Genomic DNA, 18,215 nt, shown 5'->3' with positions numbered 1-18,215 from the left:
AAAAACGTGACCCCAATGCAAACATAAGGTGTGTTTTATTAGATGCAAATGTTAATAGGTTGTGGAAAATCACACGGTCATTGATCTTCCACAACTGAAAATGGGGGAAGGTTAGTCGTAAATTGTCGGAATCGGCTGACGTTTATGTTGAGTCGCCTGATAAATTGCCACTAATCGATCGGTGACACTCTGAGGAACCGGTTTTCCTTCCAGAAAATCATCAATCTGATCGTAGGTCAGGTTCAGTGCTGCTTCGTCCGCTTTTTGCGGTGCCAGCTCTTCCAGATCAGCCGTCGGTACTTTATTGACCAGCACATCCGGTGCACCCAGTGTTGCAGCAACCTGACGAACCTGACGTTTATTCAGTCCGAACAAGGGGGCGAGGTCACATGCACCATCACCAAACTTGGTGTAAAAACCGGTAATATTTTCTGCTGAATGGTCGGTACCGAGCACCAGACCGCGCACATAACCGGCAATTTCGTATTGAGCAATCATCCGGGCTCGAGCTTTGACATTGCCTTTGACGAAATCCAGTTGTGCATGATCTTCCGGGAGTAATCCGGTTCCTGCCAGTGCTTGATGAGATGCAGCGTGCAGTCCGTCAACGCCCGCTTTAATATTCACAGAAACAGCATGGCTCGGCTCGATAAAGGCGATCGACAGTTGTGCTTCGTCTTCATCTTTCTGCTCCCCATAAGGCAGCCTGACCGCAATAAATTGATAGGGGGCGCTCTGATGCGCTTCATTGAGCTGATTGACTGCCAACTGCGCCAGACGCCCGCAAGTTGCCGAGTCAATCCCGCCACTGATACCGAGCACCAGTGATTTGCAGCCGGATTCAGTCAGTTTGCGTTTAATAAAATCAATCCGACGCTGGATTTCATACTCAGGATTGATGGTGGGTTGGACACGCATTTCCTCGCGAATAAGCTGTTCCATTTTGAGATTCCTTTTCGTACAAGAATGAACTGATAATATGACGCTCAAGTCACCGTGATCGGGAGATACGTGGAACCCCGCATCTTGAGGTCACTTGGGTATATAACAACTTTTTAGTATCATACCTATTTCATCGAATTAGAAAACCGGATAATTGCCAGAAAGGAAGGATATGTTGAAAATCGCTGTATTTGGCAGCGCTTTTAACCCACCAAGCTTGGGTCACAAAAGTGTGATTGACTCATTGAGTCATTTTGACCAAATTTTACTCGTTCCAAGTCTCGCCCATGCATGGGGGAAGAAAATGCTCCCTTATGAACAACGGTGCCGCTTAGTTGATGCACTGATATCCGATTTAGGCGCTGATAAAATTCAACGTTCTGAAATTGAAGAGCAGTTATTTGTCCCCGGTAAGCACATTACGACTTATGCTGTTTTAACCGCATTGCAGGATATTTATCCTCAGGATGAACTAACGTTTGTAATGGGGCCGGATAATTTATTGCAGTTTGCCCGTTTTTTTCGGGCCAAAGATATCCTCAAACAATTTAATGTTATGGCCTGTCCGGAGAAAGTACCGATCCGCAGCACACATATCCGCCAAGGACTTCAGCAAGGCAAGGCGATCGAGGCATTAACGACCCCGTCTGTTGCTCAATTGATCCACTCACTCTCGCTCTATCATTAATGCCTCATATGGCATGGGTTGGTACCTGATGACTGAATGTTTTCGGTTCAGTGTGCCTTCCTCTGACACCCTTTCGCACCGCACGACTCCAATATTATTTCGCCGACTCTCCAAGTACAGCATCGAGTTCAAATTCATCCAACTTGGATATAACCTTATTGACCAAAATGATGATGACTCCTCAAGTCATAACACATTGATTATTAAAAACAACGTATATAAAAAATAGATGATTTTTTGATGTTGCACCGATAAGTCAAATAAAACCATTAAGAGTTATGGGGAGTGTGCTAAAACTATATTAGGTCGGTGAAAAAGAGGTGCTTATGGAATTATTTGCAGATATGCGTTCAGGTTCTTCAGAAAATAAGGACAATAAAGATAATGGTTCATCGGCAAATCAAGGCTTGGAGCCTTGGAAAGTATTACTGGTTGATGATGACGCACAAATGCACCAGATTACCAAACTGGCGCTCAGTAATTTTGTTTTTCAGAAACGCCCTTTGAAATTGATCTCTGCTTACTCTGGTAGTGAAGCTCAAGAAATCTTTAAACAAGAAGATGATATTGCATTGGCACTGATCGATGTTGTGATGGAAACGGAACATGCCGGGCTGGATTTGGTACGGTTCATCCGGGATACCTGTAACAACCGTATTATTCGGTTAGTCTTACGAACCGGGCAGGCTGGTCAGGCACCGGAAGAGAAAGTCATTCAAGATTATGAGATTGATGACTACAAAGAAAAAACCGACCTCACTACCCAGAAACTGCGGACTTTACTCTACTCGATGTTGAGGGCATATCGGGACTTATGTCTCATTGAAGACCAAAAGGAGGGGTTGAGCCGAGTCATTGAGGCCTCTGCCAAAGTCCAGAATACCAGAACATTGAAGACGTATGCGACGACGGTGTTGAAACAACTGACCTCACTTCTCGGGCTTGAAGCCTCTGCATTTTACTGCATCGTCTATCCCCATGACCGCGAAGACGGAGAGCGGGCTCTCACTTTGGCCGCAACGGGTAAATATGTTGCTTTTTACAAAGAGTGCAGCTTTAGTGTGTTGCCGGATTTGGTTGCTCAGCGGTGTCGGGAAGTATTGGAAAAACATGCCTCTCAAAATTACGGGGACGCTTATGTCTTCCATACCCGTGATGAACGGGATGTCACTAATCTCCTTTATGTCAATCTGAACGGTGAATTATCGAATCTTGATAAACAGTTGCTGGAAATATACATGCAGAATATCTGTATGACATTCGACAACATCAACTTGTTTGTCGATTTGCAGGAAACCTCAGTGGAGTTGGTATATAACCTCTCGAATGCCGTCGAAGCTCGCAGCAAGGAGACGGGCGCCCATGTTCAGCGGGTTTCATTGTATAGTGAACGGTTGGCACAGTTGTATGGCTTGACAGAAGCACAGATCAAAATGATCAAACATGCAGCACCGTTACATGATGTCGGTAAAGTCGCCGTGCCTGACCGTATTTTGCATAAGAGCGGTAAACTGGATGAAGATGAATGGAACATCATGCAAAAACATGTGGAGTATGGTGTCGAGATTTTGAGTAAATCATCGCGTCCGTTGATGGTGATGGCGAAAAACATCGCTGAGTATCATCATGAACGGTGGGATGGTACCGGTTATCCTCATGGTTTGGCCGGAGAAGATATTCCGATTTGTGGCAGAATCACTGCGCTGGCGGATGTTTTCGATGCCTTGGGAGCCAAACGTTGTTACAAAGAAAGCTGGACAGACGACGCGATAAAACAGGAAATATTAGCCCAGCGCGGGAAACAATTTGATCCAAAGCTTGTTGATTTGTTTATGGCGCATTGGGATGAGTTTATCGCGATTCGCAATGGTTTGCCTGATTGACACCCAAGCTGACACGAAGGCGTCATCATACCGTTTCTTCTGTTTGAATCTCTAATTGCTTGGGAAGCTTGAACTGATAGTGCATACCTTGCCCGGGAGTTGATGAAAACTGTAAACTCCCCTGAAGTTGTTGGGTGACCAGGTTATACACTAAACTCAGGCCAAGCCCCGAGCCACCATGTCCTCTCTGAGTGGTATAAAATGGTTCAAAGATTTTTTGATGTAAATCCGTAGGAACGCCGATACCATTGTCAAAATATTCAAACACAACCGACTCTCCCTGTGCATAAAAACGAATCTTAATTTGTGGTACGGCTTGCGTATTGCCCTGTCCGAATGCATGGCGCGTGCTATTGATGATGAGGTTGGACATCACCTGAGTCAAACCGCCCGGAAAACTATCCATCATCAGATCTTTATCACCCTCCAATTCTGGTTCGACCGGCACTTTTTTGGTCTCGGGAGCCAGGCTGGCAATTAAGGCTGTCAGAACCTGATAGATATTGAATTGACTCTGGCACTCTGACATTTGATCAACCGTCGTCTGTTTAAAGCTTTGTATTAATCCCGATGCCCGGGATAGATTGCTTTTCAACAGTTCGACACTTAAATTTAATCGCTGGGTTAGCTCCGTAAACTGATGGGTTGTCAGTGTCTGATTGTGAAAGGCTTCTTCCAGTGTTTTTCTGACATCTTCAGCAACCGATGTTGCCGTAACTGCAATTCCCAGTGGTGTGTTGACTTCATGTGCCACACCGGCAACGAGCCCCCCGAGTGCCGTGAACTTTTCTGACTGAATCAGTTGGGTTTGAGCCTGCTTGAGTTGTGTCATATTTTGTGCCAGCTCGTCAGTGCGTTGCTGAACCTTATACTCCAGCGCTTGATTGAGCTGTTTTAAGGCCAACTGTCCGGATTTCAGCTCAGTAATATTCAGGGCGGTTCCCCGAAATCCGAGAAACTCATGAGTGTCGCTATAGCGAGCCAGTGCCTGAAAGACAAACCACTGTTGGGTGTCATCTAAAATGATAGTGACTTCACAGCGCTGGAAACTCTGTTTGTGAGCGAGAAAGCGGTGTAAATCTTGTGCCGATTGTAATGCTTCGATTTGCGTGAACGAGAGCAGATGATTTCCCGAAAGATGTAAGGCTTTTAACATGCCTTCCGAGGCATAAATGAGTTGGAGTGAGTCATCTGTTTCCCACAGCCAGTCAGATGATATTTGTGCAAAATCTTTTGAGCGCGCCCGCTCCTGATGATTATTCTGGTAAAAGGTCACCAGGTTCCGGGTTAATTTATTCGTCTCTTTGACCAGCAACGATAACTCATCATTGGGGTGGGTAATCAATGGCGACTGATTGACTTCAAGGGGTTTCCCCGGTTTCATCGGATTGTAGTGCTGCAGGAAACGGGCAATCGAAAAAATCCGTTGATTGATGCTACGGTGAAAAATAATGAGAATCAGATAGCAGACAAATATCATTTTGAGGGTGTTGATGCCCAATGTTCTCAAAAACTCGTTAACCAGTATGTTGTGGATATCCTCAAGGCTTGATTCAACAGTAACGGTACCGATCAATTCTGTCGCATCACTCACCGGTTCACGAACTGTCAACGGGTAGACATGCTGACTTACCTCTGATGAATTGCCCGGCGTACCAACGGCCAGACTGTAATTACCGGATTGAACCCTCAAGTAGTTAATATCGGATAAAAGCACCAGATGCTCCATTCTCTCTTGCAATTGTCTCAGATTAAAGTCCCAGATAAATGAAGCCAGTACATGTGCGTGCACGTCTCGGATTTCTGCATGGCGTTTTTCAACCTGATCCAGATGTTGTGTGTAATTGAAATAGAGTTGAGTCATCGTTGAAATCAATGTAAACATACTACTGAGCAGGATCAGAATCAAAATCATGCGTCGTCCGAGAATGCTCCGCAACGGGGAAATCAATTCAGTGCTGTATTTGCCTGTTGTCATATTCTTGCAACCCTTCGGCAATCGTTACTTTTTGAAACTAATCCAGTATCTGCGGAAGCTGAATAATATAGTGAACGCCTTGATCCGGCTCTGAGGTAAACTTTAAATGACCTTTCAGTTTCTGCGTGACCAGATTAAAGACCAAGTTGAGCCCTAGCCCTGAACCGCCATGCCCTCTTTTACTGGTATAAAACGGTTCAAAAATCTTTTCATGTAACGCCTGTGGAACACCGATACCATTATCCTGATATTCAAAAATGACATGTTTGTCTTGTGCATAAAATTTGATATGAATTTCCGGTGAGGAATGTTCGCCTTCAAAAGCATGAACAACACTGTTCATGATTAAATTCGAGATAATTTGCGTCAATGTTCCCGGCAGACTCGTCATCATTAGGTTTTCATCGCCTTCGAGTTGTGGTGACACCGGAATTTTTCGGGTTTCCGGATGCATACTGGCAATTAATGCCATCAACACCTGATGAATATTAAACTTACTGAGACTTTCTGATACCTGATCGACAGCGGTCTGTTTGAAATCCCGAATTAATTTTGATGCCCGACTAAGATTGCTTTGCAGCAATTCTGAGCCCGATTTCAGTCTTTCCGTCAGTTCAACAAACTGATTAGTCGTCAAGCTTTGATCGCGAAATGCACGTTCAAATTCTTCTGTTACTTCCTCAATAATCGAGGTTGCCGTTACGGCAATGCCTAATGGTGTATTGACCTCGTGAGCGACCCCGGCCACCAATCCCCCGAGTGCGGCCAACTTTTCCGACTGAATCAGTTGTGCCTGAGCCTGTTTGAGTTGTTTGAGACTCTGAGCCAGATCATGAGTCCGTTCCTGAACGGTGTGTTCTAAGCTTTGATTGAGTTGTTCCAGCTCGGCCTGTACGGCTTTGAGTTCAGTAATATTCAGCGCGGTGCCACGGAACCCTAAAAATGTATCCTGTTCCTTGTCGTAGCGCGCCTGAGCCTGAAACATCAACCATATTTTATGCCCGTTGAGGTTGAGCACTACTTCACAATGATGAAAGTTTTGCTTGCCGTTTAAGAACTGCTGTAACTGAATTGCTGTCTCAAACTGTTCAATTTCATGGAATGCCAAACCATGGTTTTCTTGCAAATCGAGTGCTTCGAGCATGGTCTCTGAGCAATACACCAGTTTCAGGGCAGAGTCTGTTTCCCACAGCCAGTCAGATGAGACATGGGCAAAGTCTGCCAAACGTGTCTGTTCAAAACGAATATTCTGATAAAGGATAGTGAGACTTTTGGTTAACTTGTTGGTTTCATTGCACAAAAGTGATAATTCATCATTTTTTTGCGTAATCACCGGATAGTTGTAGACGCGCAGGGGGGCAGTTCTGTGTCTGGGATTATATTGCCTCAGATAGCGGACAATGGCGTAGATTCGTTGATTGATACTATGGTGAAAAATAATCAGGATCAGATAACAGACCAGTACCGTTTTAATGGTATTGATTGACAGAATCACCAGAAAGTCATGCAGCAGTGAGTTATAGATTTGCTGAATATCCGACTCAACGCGAATCGTCCCGATTTGCTCCGATTTCCCAGTGATCGGATCCTGAAATGTCAGCGGATAAAGATTACTGACGGAGCGGCCAGTCACGGGTTCCCCTGCACTGATTTTGTAATTGTCGGATGTGATTTCCAAATAATCGATATGAGGCAGATTAATCAGCCCATTGACTCTTTGTTGTAAAATGGTGAGATCAAAATTCCATAGTGATGAGGCCAGCAGGTGAGTGTGGATATTCCGAATCTCCTGATGGCGGCGATCAACGTTGTTAAATTGTTTGCTGTAGTCGAAATAGAGCTGTGCCAATGTTGCCAAAAACGTTATGGTTCCACTGAGCAATACTAAAATAAAAATGATTCTTCGTCCCAGACGGCTGCGCAATGGATGAATCGATTGCATTTCTTCCGTCTCATGATTTGCTTCTAGTATCGGCTTTTCAATTTTTGATGCCATATGCGCAATGCCCTGCTTCCAGTCAGTATCTTGATCATTTCAAAGAGACATGTTGCCGAGAAAACGAACACGCCTGAGTTAAGTATTGATGACATTGGGTTTTTCTGCCCGATAGTTGGTAAAAAAATCCTGATTCTGTAGAAAAAACTCACAGAAGCCCTCAAGAACAACAGTATTTCTGTACCTGAAAGGCACCGGTATCCCCGTTTTTATAAGTAATCAGGCTTATTTTTGTTAGACTCGGGAACACTTTGCCTGCCAGCCAGCCTGATATGGTCGGCTTGATGTCGATGATGAAGTCATGTTTTACTCATGACGATTGAGTGAAATTTCGCGTGAACCGCCGAACCAGCAGTAGAGACAATAAATATGACACTGAATGAACTTCTGAACCTGATCCGCACTTCTCCAGAGCAAGTTGATTTTGCTGGCGTGATGGGGGTGATTGATGAGCACTATGATTTTACGCCAACCCGATTTAGTAACGGAGACGTGGTCAACGCAGCACAGGAAAACCAAGGCTCATGTAAAATCTTTTCTTTTGCACAATTACATCAGTTGAGTGCTGCAGAAACATTGGCTTGTTTTGGCGACTTTTATCGTCAGGACGTGCTGCAACATCCTGAAAATCAGGACCATCAGAATATCCGCAACTTTATCCGTACCGGTTGGGAAGGGGTTCGGTTTGAGGGGAAGGCATTAGCGGCAAAATCATAACGTTGCCACTGATACGGAGCCAGTTATCGCAGCGGCTGTTGGCACAGGCAACGACGACACAGACAGTGGGTTGCCCCCGTTTTCTCGCGGGTTGAGACATGAAAACACCAACAGTCCGATTGGCCGGCACTGATACCGCAATAGGTCGGCTCACCACATTGCGGACAAGCGTGAGATGTCTCCGTTCCGCTCAGCCGCTGCATAATCTGTTCTCTTTGTTGATCGGTATAATGACGCCACTGCCGGATTTCTTCCATGGTTCGGTAGCACCCCGAACAAAGCCCGTCTTCATTTTTACAGTTCGCCACACACGGAGACTTGATTGCTTTTTCTGACACTTCGATCTGACTCATATTTTGCTATGGCAGACACTATAAGAGATCGCCCTGTAATGTTGCAATATTTTGCAATCGGATGAGCATTGGTGAGGCGGTGTAAAAAATTGAGATATGCATTCAATAAAATGCGCTCGGTAATGAAAATCAACCAATAAAGGCTCAACTCAATAAAATAAATTGCATACAATAACAGGTTGCTGAGTAAAGCTTATATCCTCGGTTTAGCGGTTTTTTTATTATTATCGAATAAGAAGCGAATAAAAAAGCGAATGAAAAGGCCGTTTCTGAGAGAAAGCGAGTATTTGCACTGATTAATATAAAACAACGACATTCTCACATAAAACATCAAAGGTTTTCTGCATGGCAACGTTAGGTTTCAGGCTCACGATCAATGGGGTCAATGATACGTCATTGGTGGTGTGTGACTATCAGGGATTTGAATCCGTTTCAGCATCGGTGGATGCTGGCGGGCAACCGGTTTACGGCTATCGTTATCAGATTGAACTCGCCAGTCGCAACAGTGATTTAACTTTTGAGCAAATGGTTGATACCACGGCGCTGCTCGAAGTGCTGCGTAGCGGTCAAGTGGTGCAAAAGGTGCATGGCATTATCCGTAACTTCAGCCGCGGTGATACCGGCCATCACCACACCTTTTATTCCCTGACGCTGGTGCCGTCATTCGAGCGGCTCTCGCTGCGTCATAACAGCCGTATCTTCCAGCAAAAAAGCGTGCCACAAATCCTCTCCGTCCTGCTGCAGGAAATGAACATCACCGATTATGCCTTTTCCACCAAACGGGAAAGCCCGCCGCGTGAGTTCTGCGTGCAATACCGCGAAACCGATTTAGATTTCTTCCACCGCCTGGCGGCTGAAGAAGGGCTGATGTACACCTTCACCCATGACACCGACAAACATACGCTGGTGGTGACCGACAATGCCGAAGGCTTTACCCGCCTCGGCGGGACGGTACCGTATAACGTGCTGTCCGGCGGCGTTTCTGACACGCCGTATGTCTCTGCGATGACGGCGCGTAAGCAGTCTGAAGTCAGCGCGGTGTGGTTGCAGGACTACAGTTTTAAAAAGCCGACCTACAGTTTTAAACAGAGCGTTGAAGGCAGTCAGCTCGATTACCAGCTCACCACTTACGAGCACTTCGATGCGCCGGGGCGGTATAAAGATGACGCGACCGGCAAAGCATTCAGCCAAATCCGCCTTGATGCGCTGCGGCGTGAGGCGCATACCGCCAGCGGTCAAAGTAATCAGGCGATGCTTCAGGCCGGAGTACGGTTTGACCTCAGCGAACACCTTGATGCGGCGATGAATCAGAGCTGGCTGGTGGTGCAGATTGCCCATCAGGGCAGTCAGCCACAGGCACTGGAAGAGTCCGGCGGCAGCGGGGCTACCACCTATGCCAACCAGTTTACCGCCATTCCCGGTGAGAGTTTATGGCTGTCGCCGGTGGAGAATAAACCCCGGGTGGATGGCCCGATGGTGGCGACCGTGGTTGGCCCGGCCGGTGAAGAAATTTACTGTGACGAGCATGGCCGGGTGAAACTGCATTTCCCGTGGGACCGCGAAAGCAACGGCGATGAGCTGAGCTCATGCTGGGTGCGGGTGTCACAACAGTGGGCGGGCAGTCAGTACGGTATGGTTGCCGTGCCGCGCATCGGCCACGAAGTGATTGTGGATTTCCTCGACGGCGACCCGGACCAGCCACTGGTGACCGGGCGGGCTTACAATGCCAGTCAGGTGCCGCCTTACCCGTTGCCCGAGCACAAAACCAAAACTGTGCTGCGCACCGAAACCCATCAGGGGCAGGGCTTTAACGAGCTGAGTTTTGAAGACCAGTCCGAGCATGAAAAAGTCTATATTCATGCGCAGAAAGACACCGAAGCGCTGATTGAAAACGACGCCACCACGCTGATCCGTCACGACAGTCATTTAACGGTGGAAAACGACCGTTACGAGCACATCAAGATGAATGACCATCTCACCATTGATGGTGAGCAGCGCCTGAAAATCACCCAAGACCAGACCCACGATATCGGCGGCTCGCTGGCGCAGCAAATCGGCAGCCTGACGGCGGTCGAGACCGGCAGTGCCATTACCCTGAAAAGCGGGGCTAAAATCGTTGCCGAGGCCGGCTCCGGTTTGACCTTATCCGCCGGGGGCAGTTTTATCAGTATCGACAGCGGCAGTGTCAATCTCTCCGGCCCGGCGATTAACCTCAACGCCGGCGGCAGTGCCGGCAGTGCGGTGGCGTATGGCGGGCAAGCTGCATTGTTGCCGGGAGAGTTGGAAGATATTCAGCCTATCGCAGCAATCTCTCCGGTGAAACAGGTGGCTGCATTAAAATCTGCGGCCGCTCATGTCCAGGGGCTCTGCCAAATCTGTCAAGAAATGCAAGGGGCATAATGGATGTTACCTGCAATCGAAACCTCGCAACCGATCTACCTGTTGCTGGACGGTGCTCAAATTGATGCGCTGGCGAAACAGGTCGCTTTACTGGATGCTACTGACCAAGTGATGCCACTGTATGCGGGAACGCGCCTACAGGATGTGATAGAAGTCTCTCCTCTATTAGTTCAGGTCTCTTCACTGACACCGTTTGCAGAATTGCTGGAGAGCGATGAGAACAAAAACGGATGTCTGATTCTTGAATCCGATGCCGGATTTGATGCACTGTTCCGCTACTGGCAAGCTCAGTTGTTTGCTTTATCTCCCGAAAGTTCTGAACCTATGGTTTTCCGGTTGTATGATCCGCGAATTTTTGCCGCTTTTCAGAAAACGGAGCATAGTCTGGAAAAAAGACGACTTTTCGGTCCTTGTCATCGAATCTGGTGCTGGAATAAGAAAGAGATATGCTGGGAAAATTTTCAGACTGAAGAAACCGTAGATGCGGCGATCTGGCAGCAGTCACCATTTGTGATGACGCAGGCGCATCTGGATGTGCTGTTTGAACTGAAGATTGAACATTTTATTCACCAGCTACATCAGCATATTCAGTCTTATTTTCCACAATTATTACCACCGGACGAAACCTGTGAGGATTTCGCTCGCTTTGTATATCAGAAATCAATGGCGCTGGGTTTTGAGAGCCCGCAGTCAATTTTTTATTTTGCCAATATCTGGTGCCACCTTGGTGATAGCTGTCTGGATAAATCAATTTATCCGGAGATTGCTATTTTACTGACCGAGCCTAGTCAGCAAATCCCACAGCAGCGAATTAAAAGCGCTGCCCTGCAACTTGCTAATTACCAACCCAATCTGACGCACCGCGTAGCAGACTATATTTGTTGAGGTCAACATGACGGAACATATCTTATTAGCGAATAATGCCGCCGCATCCCAATCAACAGAGGATACCGGTAGCCTGACGGGAGCCTGCCCGTATATGAACCCCATGATCCAACTGGTTCCGATGCGTTATGCCATGAGTGAGGAAGGGGAGAGCGTCCCTGAAAACCTCAATGACAGTTTGTATCGCGACGATGGCGTACCACAAGGGTTTCGCCCCCTGAATCCCGGTTTTCTCTATATCATCCACAGTGAAGATAAAGAGACGCTTTACGAATTTGAAGTCAAAGATGATCAAAGTCTGATTGGGCGTTATTTTGAAAAAGGTACTGATGCATTTCAGGACAGCGGTCAGAAAACGATAGTTGTCCCACGACGTGGTGTTCTCCATGCCCTGTTTATGCCGGTTGCGATGACACCTGAGCGGGCAGAGATTTTACTCGGGGCAAGCGGTGATCAGTCGAGTCTGATGAACCGGGTCTTGCTGGGTGATGTTGACCCCATCAATGGCACCAAAGGGCTAATGCCGACAGAAAAAATCCCGGGTTGTATCGATTTTTCAGCGCAGAGAACGGAGTCTGGTGGTCAGTATGATTCAGGTCAGTATTGGTGGTTATCCAATTTAATCTTTCAGCCGGAAGCCCAGTCGCCGGTGCAATCTTCGGTATTACCCGAATATGAAAAAGATAGCGCCGTTTTATTGATTAATGATATTTGTGCCGATCTGGTTGAAGCTGCTGAACGGCAAAACGATTTAAAGACCCAATATAAAACTTGGTATGAAAAAGAAGTGGATGGGCACCGTAACTGTGATCGCTATGAAGTTGCGCAGTTATTGAATAATCTGATGCAGGTCGATCAATTCTTAGCCGGGCGATTTGATTCACTACTGGATTCATTAGGCATTCATGTCTCTGATGACGAGGAAAGAAAGGCACTATCAGCACGGTTAAAAAACCATATCGAAGTTTTAAATGATCAGAATGAATATCACTGGGAAGCGGCTTCCAGCGTTCCCGGTATTTTCGGTAAAGATGGTTACCAAAGTTCCTATCCTGCCAATATGGGAAGATCGGTTAATAATAAAGCCAATGCAATGGCAAAGAAACTGGCTGAGGATTACAGCATTTCTTATTACACAGCGAAAAGTACGCTGGAAAAGTGCGCCGCTGAATACAAGCAATTGATTGAGGGTGGGGCTTTTGGCAAAGACGGCATCAAAACGGTGATTCATTATGATGAAATGACTGATTTTGTGACAAAGTGGGATGATTATAAAGTGACAGTTTCAGAGAATCTGGAACGTCTGAATCCTTATGTAAAAGGGATTGCACCCAAGTGGTCTCTGCTGGCTGCTTATATTTCTCCGAAAAATAAAGAACACTTCAAAATTAAACTGGATTATGAAGACATTCTGACCGCTTTTTTTAAAAATAACGATGATCAATGGTTGCTGGAGTATTATGCCGGGGAGGATGATTTTCCGTTATCGGTTTACGATGACATTGCCAGTGATACCACATTTGTTTCAGTGAAAGATGTACTCAATATCAGGAAAAAGTTTGTCAGTATCGGTGATGCGCTGAAAGGGGTTGAATCATTTAATAAAAAAGTGGAGACAGCCAATAATCTGAATCACCTGAATCCGATTCTTGATGACGATCTGAAGGCCCGGGTTGTTCAGAGCTTATCTTTAAAGAATGAAGCATTTGTTGTGTCGATGACCGCAGCATTACAAGCGCCGGGAGGAGAGATGAACTTTACCCAGCGTTTGAGCAATAATCTGGATAAGCTCAGTCAAGGGACAAAACAACTGCTTAATCTGAACTTTAAAGCCAATGGTATCCAGTGGCATATCCCGGATCAACAGGCGGCCAGTAAGCTTCAGTCACTGCATCAGGAACTCGATCAAATCAATAAAAACCTCAAACAGACCGAGCAGACGATTAAAGCCATTAAAGGCCGTAACAATAGCATTCTGCAAATGTCAAAATCAGCCCGCCATACTGCCCGGGCAAATTATGTGCGTGAATTAAGGGCAGCAAAGCGTTCAAAAAACCAATTATTAGGTCAGTTCCGGTCAAAATATAATGAAATTCTGAGTCACTCCGGCCCGGAGGTCAGCCTTGGCATCAAAAAGAGTGGTAGTTATCCGATGTCTCAGGTGATGGATGAAGCCAAACAGATGGTCAGAAGCATCAACGCCCGGGGGACGGTACGGGAAATGCTGACCGCAGAAGGTAAACCCGATGCCGGTAAAATTGTCAAGACCAGTATATCTTTCCTGCTGACTTATATGTATGTCTGGAGTGCATGGCACGCGTGGGAAGCTTTGACCGATGATGACCCCCAAGAAGGGGAATTACTCACTTTTGCAGAGGCCGGGATTACCGCAACCGCCTCTGTTATTTCTTCTGCCGGCACGATTTATACCGCGTGGCTTAATGCCTCTTTGAAAGTAGGTGATGAAGCGCTGCATGAGGCAACACTGGCTCGTCTGGCGACATGGACAGTTTACAGTACACCGATTGTAACAGCGATGGGCGCGATTGGGATGGGGATCCGAACGTGGAATGCTGGTATGGATGCTTACAAATCTTTGTCAAATGATTTATCTCTGTTTATTTTGTCATCCTTTCGTTTTGCAGCAAGTGCTGCTGGCCTCGGTGTAGGAATATATGAATCGTATCGATATATGTCTATATCCAGCAAGTTCTTCACTGGGGGGATTGTAGGTGCAGAAGCTGCGATGACCTCTACCCTGAGAGTAGCTGCTAAATGGATCCGTTTAAATGTCTATTTGTGGGTGGCATTTTTTGTACTCGATAAGTTGTGGCAGTACTACAAGTGGCCGCCACTGGTCGATTGGGCGGATGACACCGCATGGGGTAAGGATGATCAAGGCTGGTCACTGACCAACCATTATGAAGTCTTGGCACCGCAGTCGTTTAAGCCGGGAGCCCGTTATGAAGTGCTTAATAACACATATACAGAGGATCAGTCGGCTGAGACCGAAGTACAATTGAAAATTTTTCTGCCTCAAGTTTCGCGACCGACCGCTGAAAATTGCAAGCTGGAGCTGAAAGCATTCTGCCGGGATCCGAGACGCAGATTCCGCGGGGAGTGGGTTGATGTGCTGGAGTCACTGAAAGTGGATGCGACGTTACTGCCGATGAATGGTGGCTGTGAACTAACCTTTTTTGTTCGCAGTGACTGGTTAAATGAAAGATATATCAATCAAATTCGGTGCTGTGTATCGCTGCGGAGTGGTGAAAATAAATGGTATCGGAACAACTGGGATTTTCGTATGAATAAAGCGATGCACATACCGTTCACCGACCATAATGTGCTCAGCCTCAGTCAGGAAGAAATCGATGCCCCTTCGGGTTCACATCTGGTTGCATGGAGTTAAATGATGAGTGAATTGACAGCCCAAGCCGAGACGATTGCGATGATGTCCTGTGGGCAAGTGGTCAAAGACAATGATATAGAAAGGCTGGCATTGGCACCTTTACCAGTAACAAATAATCGTCAGCCGATTGCTGTAACCAAATCCATTTCGGTCAATCAACATGGATTATTGGAATTACGTAGTGTTAATGCTGCACCAGGCTTGATACAGATGTTGCTGCTCATCTTATTATTGGCTCTCGGTTTTATCGCTAGTTTTTGGATCTTTGGATTGATGTATTTTTTATTACCTATTTTACCAGTTCCGGTCTTGTTTACCTTATTTGTGGGGGGAGGGATTTATTTACAGTTTAAAGATTCTGCTGATAGCGCTCGTAAAAATATACCAGTAATTTTTCATCCTCAGAAGCGGGAATTGTTAATCTCAAGAGTCAAATCAGCTGGCCTTATTCGACCTTCTTTTTTTGGTAATATGACAAGCAAAGGTTATAGCGAAGGTATGTCAGATCTCACCCTCTTATCTGGATTTGCTGGATTTGCTTTATTTTCTGCAGGGTGGGGATTATTTTTTGCTGAAAGGGGGCTTTCTACCGCTTGGTTGATAACCGGTATTATTTTTCTGTTAGGAGGTGCATTACTAATATATATCCCGCTCAAACCGTGGTTTACCTATTTTCGTCAGCTCAGAAAGCAGCCTCGTCAAACCGAGCAACAACAATTTATTGGTGTGCCGTGGGAGCAAGTGGCGGTTGAACTACACCACTTAAGTGCCGTTAGTTATATTGGTTTACGGACGATGTATACGCTGAATTTTATGTGTCCTTTACCGGGGGAGACGAATAAAAAATATTTGATCAGTCTGCCGGTGTATTCAAAAGAAGAGGGCCTGTCATTATTTGAATTGATCCGTGATTATATGGAGCACGGTGCACAAGGGATTGACCAGACAGCCGCTGCCAAACTGCAAACTGAAACGGCAGATTACACCCGGGCGGCTTATCGGCAGAAGATGCAGGAGATGCGTCGAAAAAATCCGCTGTTTTATCCTTTATGGCGGCTGTGGAATATTGTGACGTTACGCTACTGGGCACACTGGTATCTGGAGCGTGATTTAGATGTTCTGCCGAGTCAGATGATGAACCGAGAAGAAGTGGTCAACTGGTGTCAGCCGCTCCCCGAATCTGAATGGCAACCGATGAGTGATGAACTCCAAGAAGCCAATCAACGGGTCAGAGCGTTATATGCTGCCGGTTATCAATGGGAAAGTGAAGAAGTCCGCTCGGTACTGCAGGATTATGTGCGAGTGTTGTGATATCAATGATGTTCAATATAACGAGCCGCAATTGCGGCTCGAAGTCTGGTTATCTGATGTAAAATGATGAGTGAGTTAGCCCAAGCCGAGACGATTGCGATGATGTCCTGTGGGCAAGTGGTCAAAGACAATGATATAGAAAGGCTGGCATTGGCTCCTTTACCAGTGACAAATAATCGCCAGCCGATTTCCGTAACGAAATTTGTTGCGATTAATAAAAAAAAGTTGTTAGAAATTCGTCGTGTTAATGCAAATATTGGTGCGGCTAAACTCATGCTCTTTGGAGGCATATTTTTATTAGGGAGTATTATTTTTGTTTGGTTTATGATGAGCAAGATGCTTTTGTTTTTTCTACCAATACCCTTGTTCTTTAGTGTTTTTTTAGGTGGGACATTATACTTTGACCAAAAGGATGGAAGAGATAGTGTTCGTAGGAATGTTCCTACGGTTTTTCATCCGCAAAGGCAGGAAGTGCTCATTTATCGAGCAGGAAACAAATTGGAGCGCCCTTCACTATTTAGTTCAATGAACAGTGATGGTTTTAAGAAAGGAGCATCAGATAGGGTGATTTTAGCTGCATTCTCCGGAGCTATTATTTTTTCGCTTGGTTGGGCGAGATGTGTCGGTCATATTCTGGACTCAGAATATGGTGAAGGGTTACCTTTAACCATATCTTTAATACTGATTGGTCTCTTCTGCCTATATATCCCGCTCAAACCGTGGTTTACCTATTTTCGGCAGCTAAAAAAGCAGCCTCGTCAAACCGAGCAACAACAATTTATTGGTGTGCCGTGGGAGCAAGTGGCGGTTGAACTACACCACTTAAGTGCCGTCAGTTATATTGGTTTACGGACGATGTATACGCTGAATTTTATGTGTCCTTTACCGGGGGAGACGGATAAAAAATATTTGATCAGTCTGCCGGTGTATTCAAAAGAAGAAGGTCTGTCATTGTTTGAATTGATCCGTAATTATATGGAGTACGGTGCTCAAGGGATTGAACAGACAGCCGCTGCCAAACTGCAAACTGAAACGGCAGATTACACCCGGGCGGCTTATCGACAGAAGATGCAGGAGATGCGTCGAAAAAATCCGCTGTTTTATCCTTTATGGCGGCTGTGGAATATTGTGACGTTACGCTACTGGGCACACTGGTATCTGGAGCGTGATTTAGATGTTCTGCCGAGTCAGATGATGAACCGAGAAGAAGTGGTCAACTGGTGTCAGCCACTCCCCGAATCTGAATGGCAACCGATGAGTGATGAACTCCAAGAAGCCAACCAACGGGTCAGAGCGTTATATGCTGCCGGTTATCAATGGGAAAGTGAAGAAGTCCGCTCGGTACTGCAGGATTATGTGCGGGTGTCGTGATATCAATGATGTTCAATATAACGAGCCGCAACCGCGGCTCGAAATCTGGTTATCTGATGTGAAATGATGAGTGAGTTAGCCCAACCCGAAACGATTGCGATGATGTCCTGCGGGCAAGTGGTCAAAGACAATGATATAGAAAGGCTGGCATTGGCACCTTTACCAGTAACAAATAATCGTCAGCCGATTGCTGTAACCAAATCCATTTCGGTCAATCAACATGGCTTATTGGGATTACGTAGTATCAACTCAGCTCCTGGGGTGATACAGATGTTACTACTA

The 18,215-nt window shown here is 46.0% G+C and carries 12 protein-coding genes; 8 read left to right on the top strand and 4 right to left on the bottom strand.

Translation table 11 applies throughout. The features are described from left to right. Nucleotides 1–111 precede the first annotated feature (111 nt). A complete protein-coding gene (gene nadE, locus VR7878_RS05915) occupies nt 112–942 on the bottom strand; it encodes an NAD(+) synthase (RefSeq protein WP_077334307.1) in 831 nt (276 codons plus the stop codon). A gap of 172 nt (nt 943–1,114) precedes the next feature. Between nadE and VR7878_RS05910 the strand changes: the two genes are divergently transcribed. Together VR7878_RS05910 and VR7878_RS05905 are read left to right on the top strand one after the other, a co-directional pair. Then, nucleotides 1,115–1,630, top strand: coding sequence for a nicotinate-nicotinamide nucleotide adenylyltransferase (locus VR7878_RS05910; protein WP_077334305.1), 516 nt, complete (start codon nt 1,115–1,117; stop codon nt 1,628–1,630). 326 nt (nt 1,631–1,956) lie between these two features. After that, nucleotides 1,957–3,513 (top strand): DUF3369 domain-containing protein, encoded by a 1,557-nt coding sequence (locus VR7878_RS05905; RefSeq protein ID WP_077334303.1) that lies wholly within the window; start codon nt 1,957–1,959, stop codon nt 3,511–3,513. A gap of 25 nt (nt 3,514–3,538) precedes the next feature. Here VR7878_RS05905 and VR7878_RS05900 read toward each other — a convergent pair whose 3' ends face one another. Together VR7878_RS05900 and VR7878_RS05895 are read right to left on the bottom strand one after the other, a co-directional pair. Further along, complete coding sequence (locus VR7878_RS05900; protein WP_077334301.1) at nt 3,539–5,491, bottom strand: sensor histidine kinase; 1,953 nt, start codon at nt 5,489–5,491, stop codon at nt 3,539–3,541. A gap of 37 nt (nt 5,492–5,528) precedes the next feature. Next, nucleotides 5,529–7,487, bottom strand: a complete 1,959-nt coding sequence (locus VR7878_RS05895; RefSeq protein ID WP_077334299.1) for a sensor histidine kinase — start codon at nt 7,485–7,487, stop codon at nt 5,529–5,531. A gap of 369 nt (nt 7,488–7,856) precedes the next feature. On the opposite strand from VR7878_RS05895, the gene VR7878_RS05890 reads away from it, so the two are divergent. Then, entirely contained in the window at nt 7,857–8,204 is a 348-nt protein-coding gene (locus VR7878_RS05890; protein ID WP_077334297.1) for a HopJ type III effector protein, read from the top strand. 23 nt (nt 8,205–8,227) lie between these two features. Here VR7878_RS05890 and VR7878_RS05885 read toward each other — a convergent pair whose 3' ends face one another. Continuing rightward, a complete protein-coding gene (locus VR7878_RS05885) occupies nt 8,228–8,557 on the bottom strand; it encodes a cysteine-rich CWC family protein (RefSeq protein WP_370737069.1) in 330 nt (109 codons plus the stop codon). 345 nt (nt 8,558–8,902) lie between these two features. On the opposite strand from VR7878_RS05885, the gene VR7878_RS05880 reads away from it, so the two are divergent. The 5 genes from VR7878_RS05880 (at nt 8,903) to VR7878_RS20805 (ending at nt 17,933) form a co-directional block, all read left to right on the top strand. Then, the gene (locus VR7878_RS05880; RefSeq protein ID WP_077334295.1) at nt 8,903–10,957 is read left to right on the top strand and encodes a type VI secretion system Vgr family protein; all 2,055 of its coding nucleotides are present in this window, start codon (nt 8,903–8,905) and stop codon (nt 10,955–10,957) included. A 3-nt stretch (nt 10,958–10,960) separates the two neighbouring features. Next, nucleotides 10,961–11,842, top strand: coding sequence for a DUF4123 domain-containing protein (locus tag VR7878_RS05875; protein WP_077334293.1), 882 nt, complete (start codon nt 10,961–10,963; stop codon nt 11,840–11,842). Nucleotides 11,843–11,849: 7 nt separating this feature from the next. Next, complete coding sequence (locus tag VR7878_RS05870) at nt 11,850–15,251, top strand: toxin VasX (RefSeq protein WP_077334291.1); 3,402 nt, start codon at nt 11,850–11,852, stop codon at nt 15,249–15,251. 3 nt (nt 15,252–15,254) lie between these two features. After that, nucleotides 15,255–16,562, top strand: a complete 1,308-nt coding sequence (locus tag VR7878_RS05865) for an MFS transporter (RefSeq protein WP_139344026.1) — start codon at nt 15,255–15,257, stop codon at nt 16,560–16,562. Nucleotides 16,563–17,126: 564 nt separating this feature from the next. Continuing rightward, the gene (locus VR7878_RS20805; RefSeq protein ID WP_139344024.1) at nt 17,127–17,933 is read left to right on the top strand and encodes a hypothetical protein; all 807 of its coding nucleotides are present in this window, start codon (nt 17,127–17,129) and stop codon (nt 17,931–17,933) included. Nucleotides 17,934–18,215: the final 282 nt, after the last annotated feature.

The organism is Vibrio ruber DSM 16370, assembly GCF_900163965.1.
Taxonomy (GTDB): domain Bacteria; phylum Pseudomonadota; class Gammaproteobacteria; order Enterobacterales; family Vibrionaceae; genus Vibrio; species Vibrio ruber.
The sequence above is the reverse complement of the archived record's forward strand: the minus strand, read 5'-3'. Positions and strand labels throughout refer to the sequence as shown.

Excerpts from the sequence above, each read along its gene's own strand:
- nadE (WP_077334307.1), bottom strand. The coding sequence starts at position 942 with ATGGAACAGCTTATTCGCGAGGAAATGCGTGTCCAACCCACCATCAAT.
- VR7878_RS05910 (WP_077334305.1), top strand. The coding sequence starts at position 1,115 with ATGTTGAAAATCGCTGTATTTGGCAGCGCTTTTAACCCACCAAGCTTG.
- VR7878_RS05905 (WP_077334303.1), top strand. The coding sequence starts at position 1,957 with ATGGAATTATTTGCAGATATGCGTTCAGGTTCTTCAGAAAATAAGGAC.
- VR7878_RS05900 (WP_077334301.1), bottom strand. The coding sequence starts at position 5,491 with ATGACAACAGGCAAATACAGCACTGAATTGATTTCCCCGTTGCGGAGC.
- VR7878_RS05895 (WP_077334299.1), bottom strand. The coding sequence starts at position 7,487 with ATGGCATCAAAAATTGAAAAGCCGATACTAGAAGCAAATCATGAGACG.
- VR7878_RS05890 (WP_077334297.1), top strand. The coding sequence starts at position 7,857 with ATGACACTGAATGAACTTCTGAACCTGATCCGCACTTCTCCAGAGCAA.
- VR7878_RS05885 (WP_370737069.1), bottom strand. The coding sequence starts at position 8,557 with ATGAGTCAGATCGAAGTGTCAGAAAAAGCAATCAAGTCTCCGTGTGTG.
- VR7878_RS05880 (WP_077334295.1), top strand. The coding sequence starts at position 8,903 with ATGGCAACGTTAGGTTTCAGGCTCACGATCAATGGGGTCAATGATACG.
- VR7878_RS05875 (WP_077334293.1), top strand. The coding sequence starts at position 10,961 with ATGTTACCTGCAATCGAAACCTCGCAACCGATCTACCTGTTGCTGGAC.
- VR7878_RS05870 (WP_077334291.1), top strand. The coding sequence starts at position 11,850 with ATGACGGAACATATCTTATTAGCGAATAATGCCGCCGCATCCCAATCA.
- VR7878_RS05865 (WP_139344026.1), top strand. The coding sequence starts at position 15,255 with ATGAGTGAATTGACAGCCCAAGCCGAGACGATTGCGATGATGTCCTGT.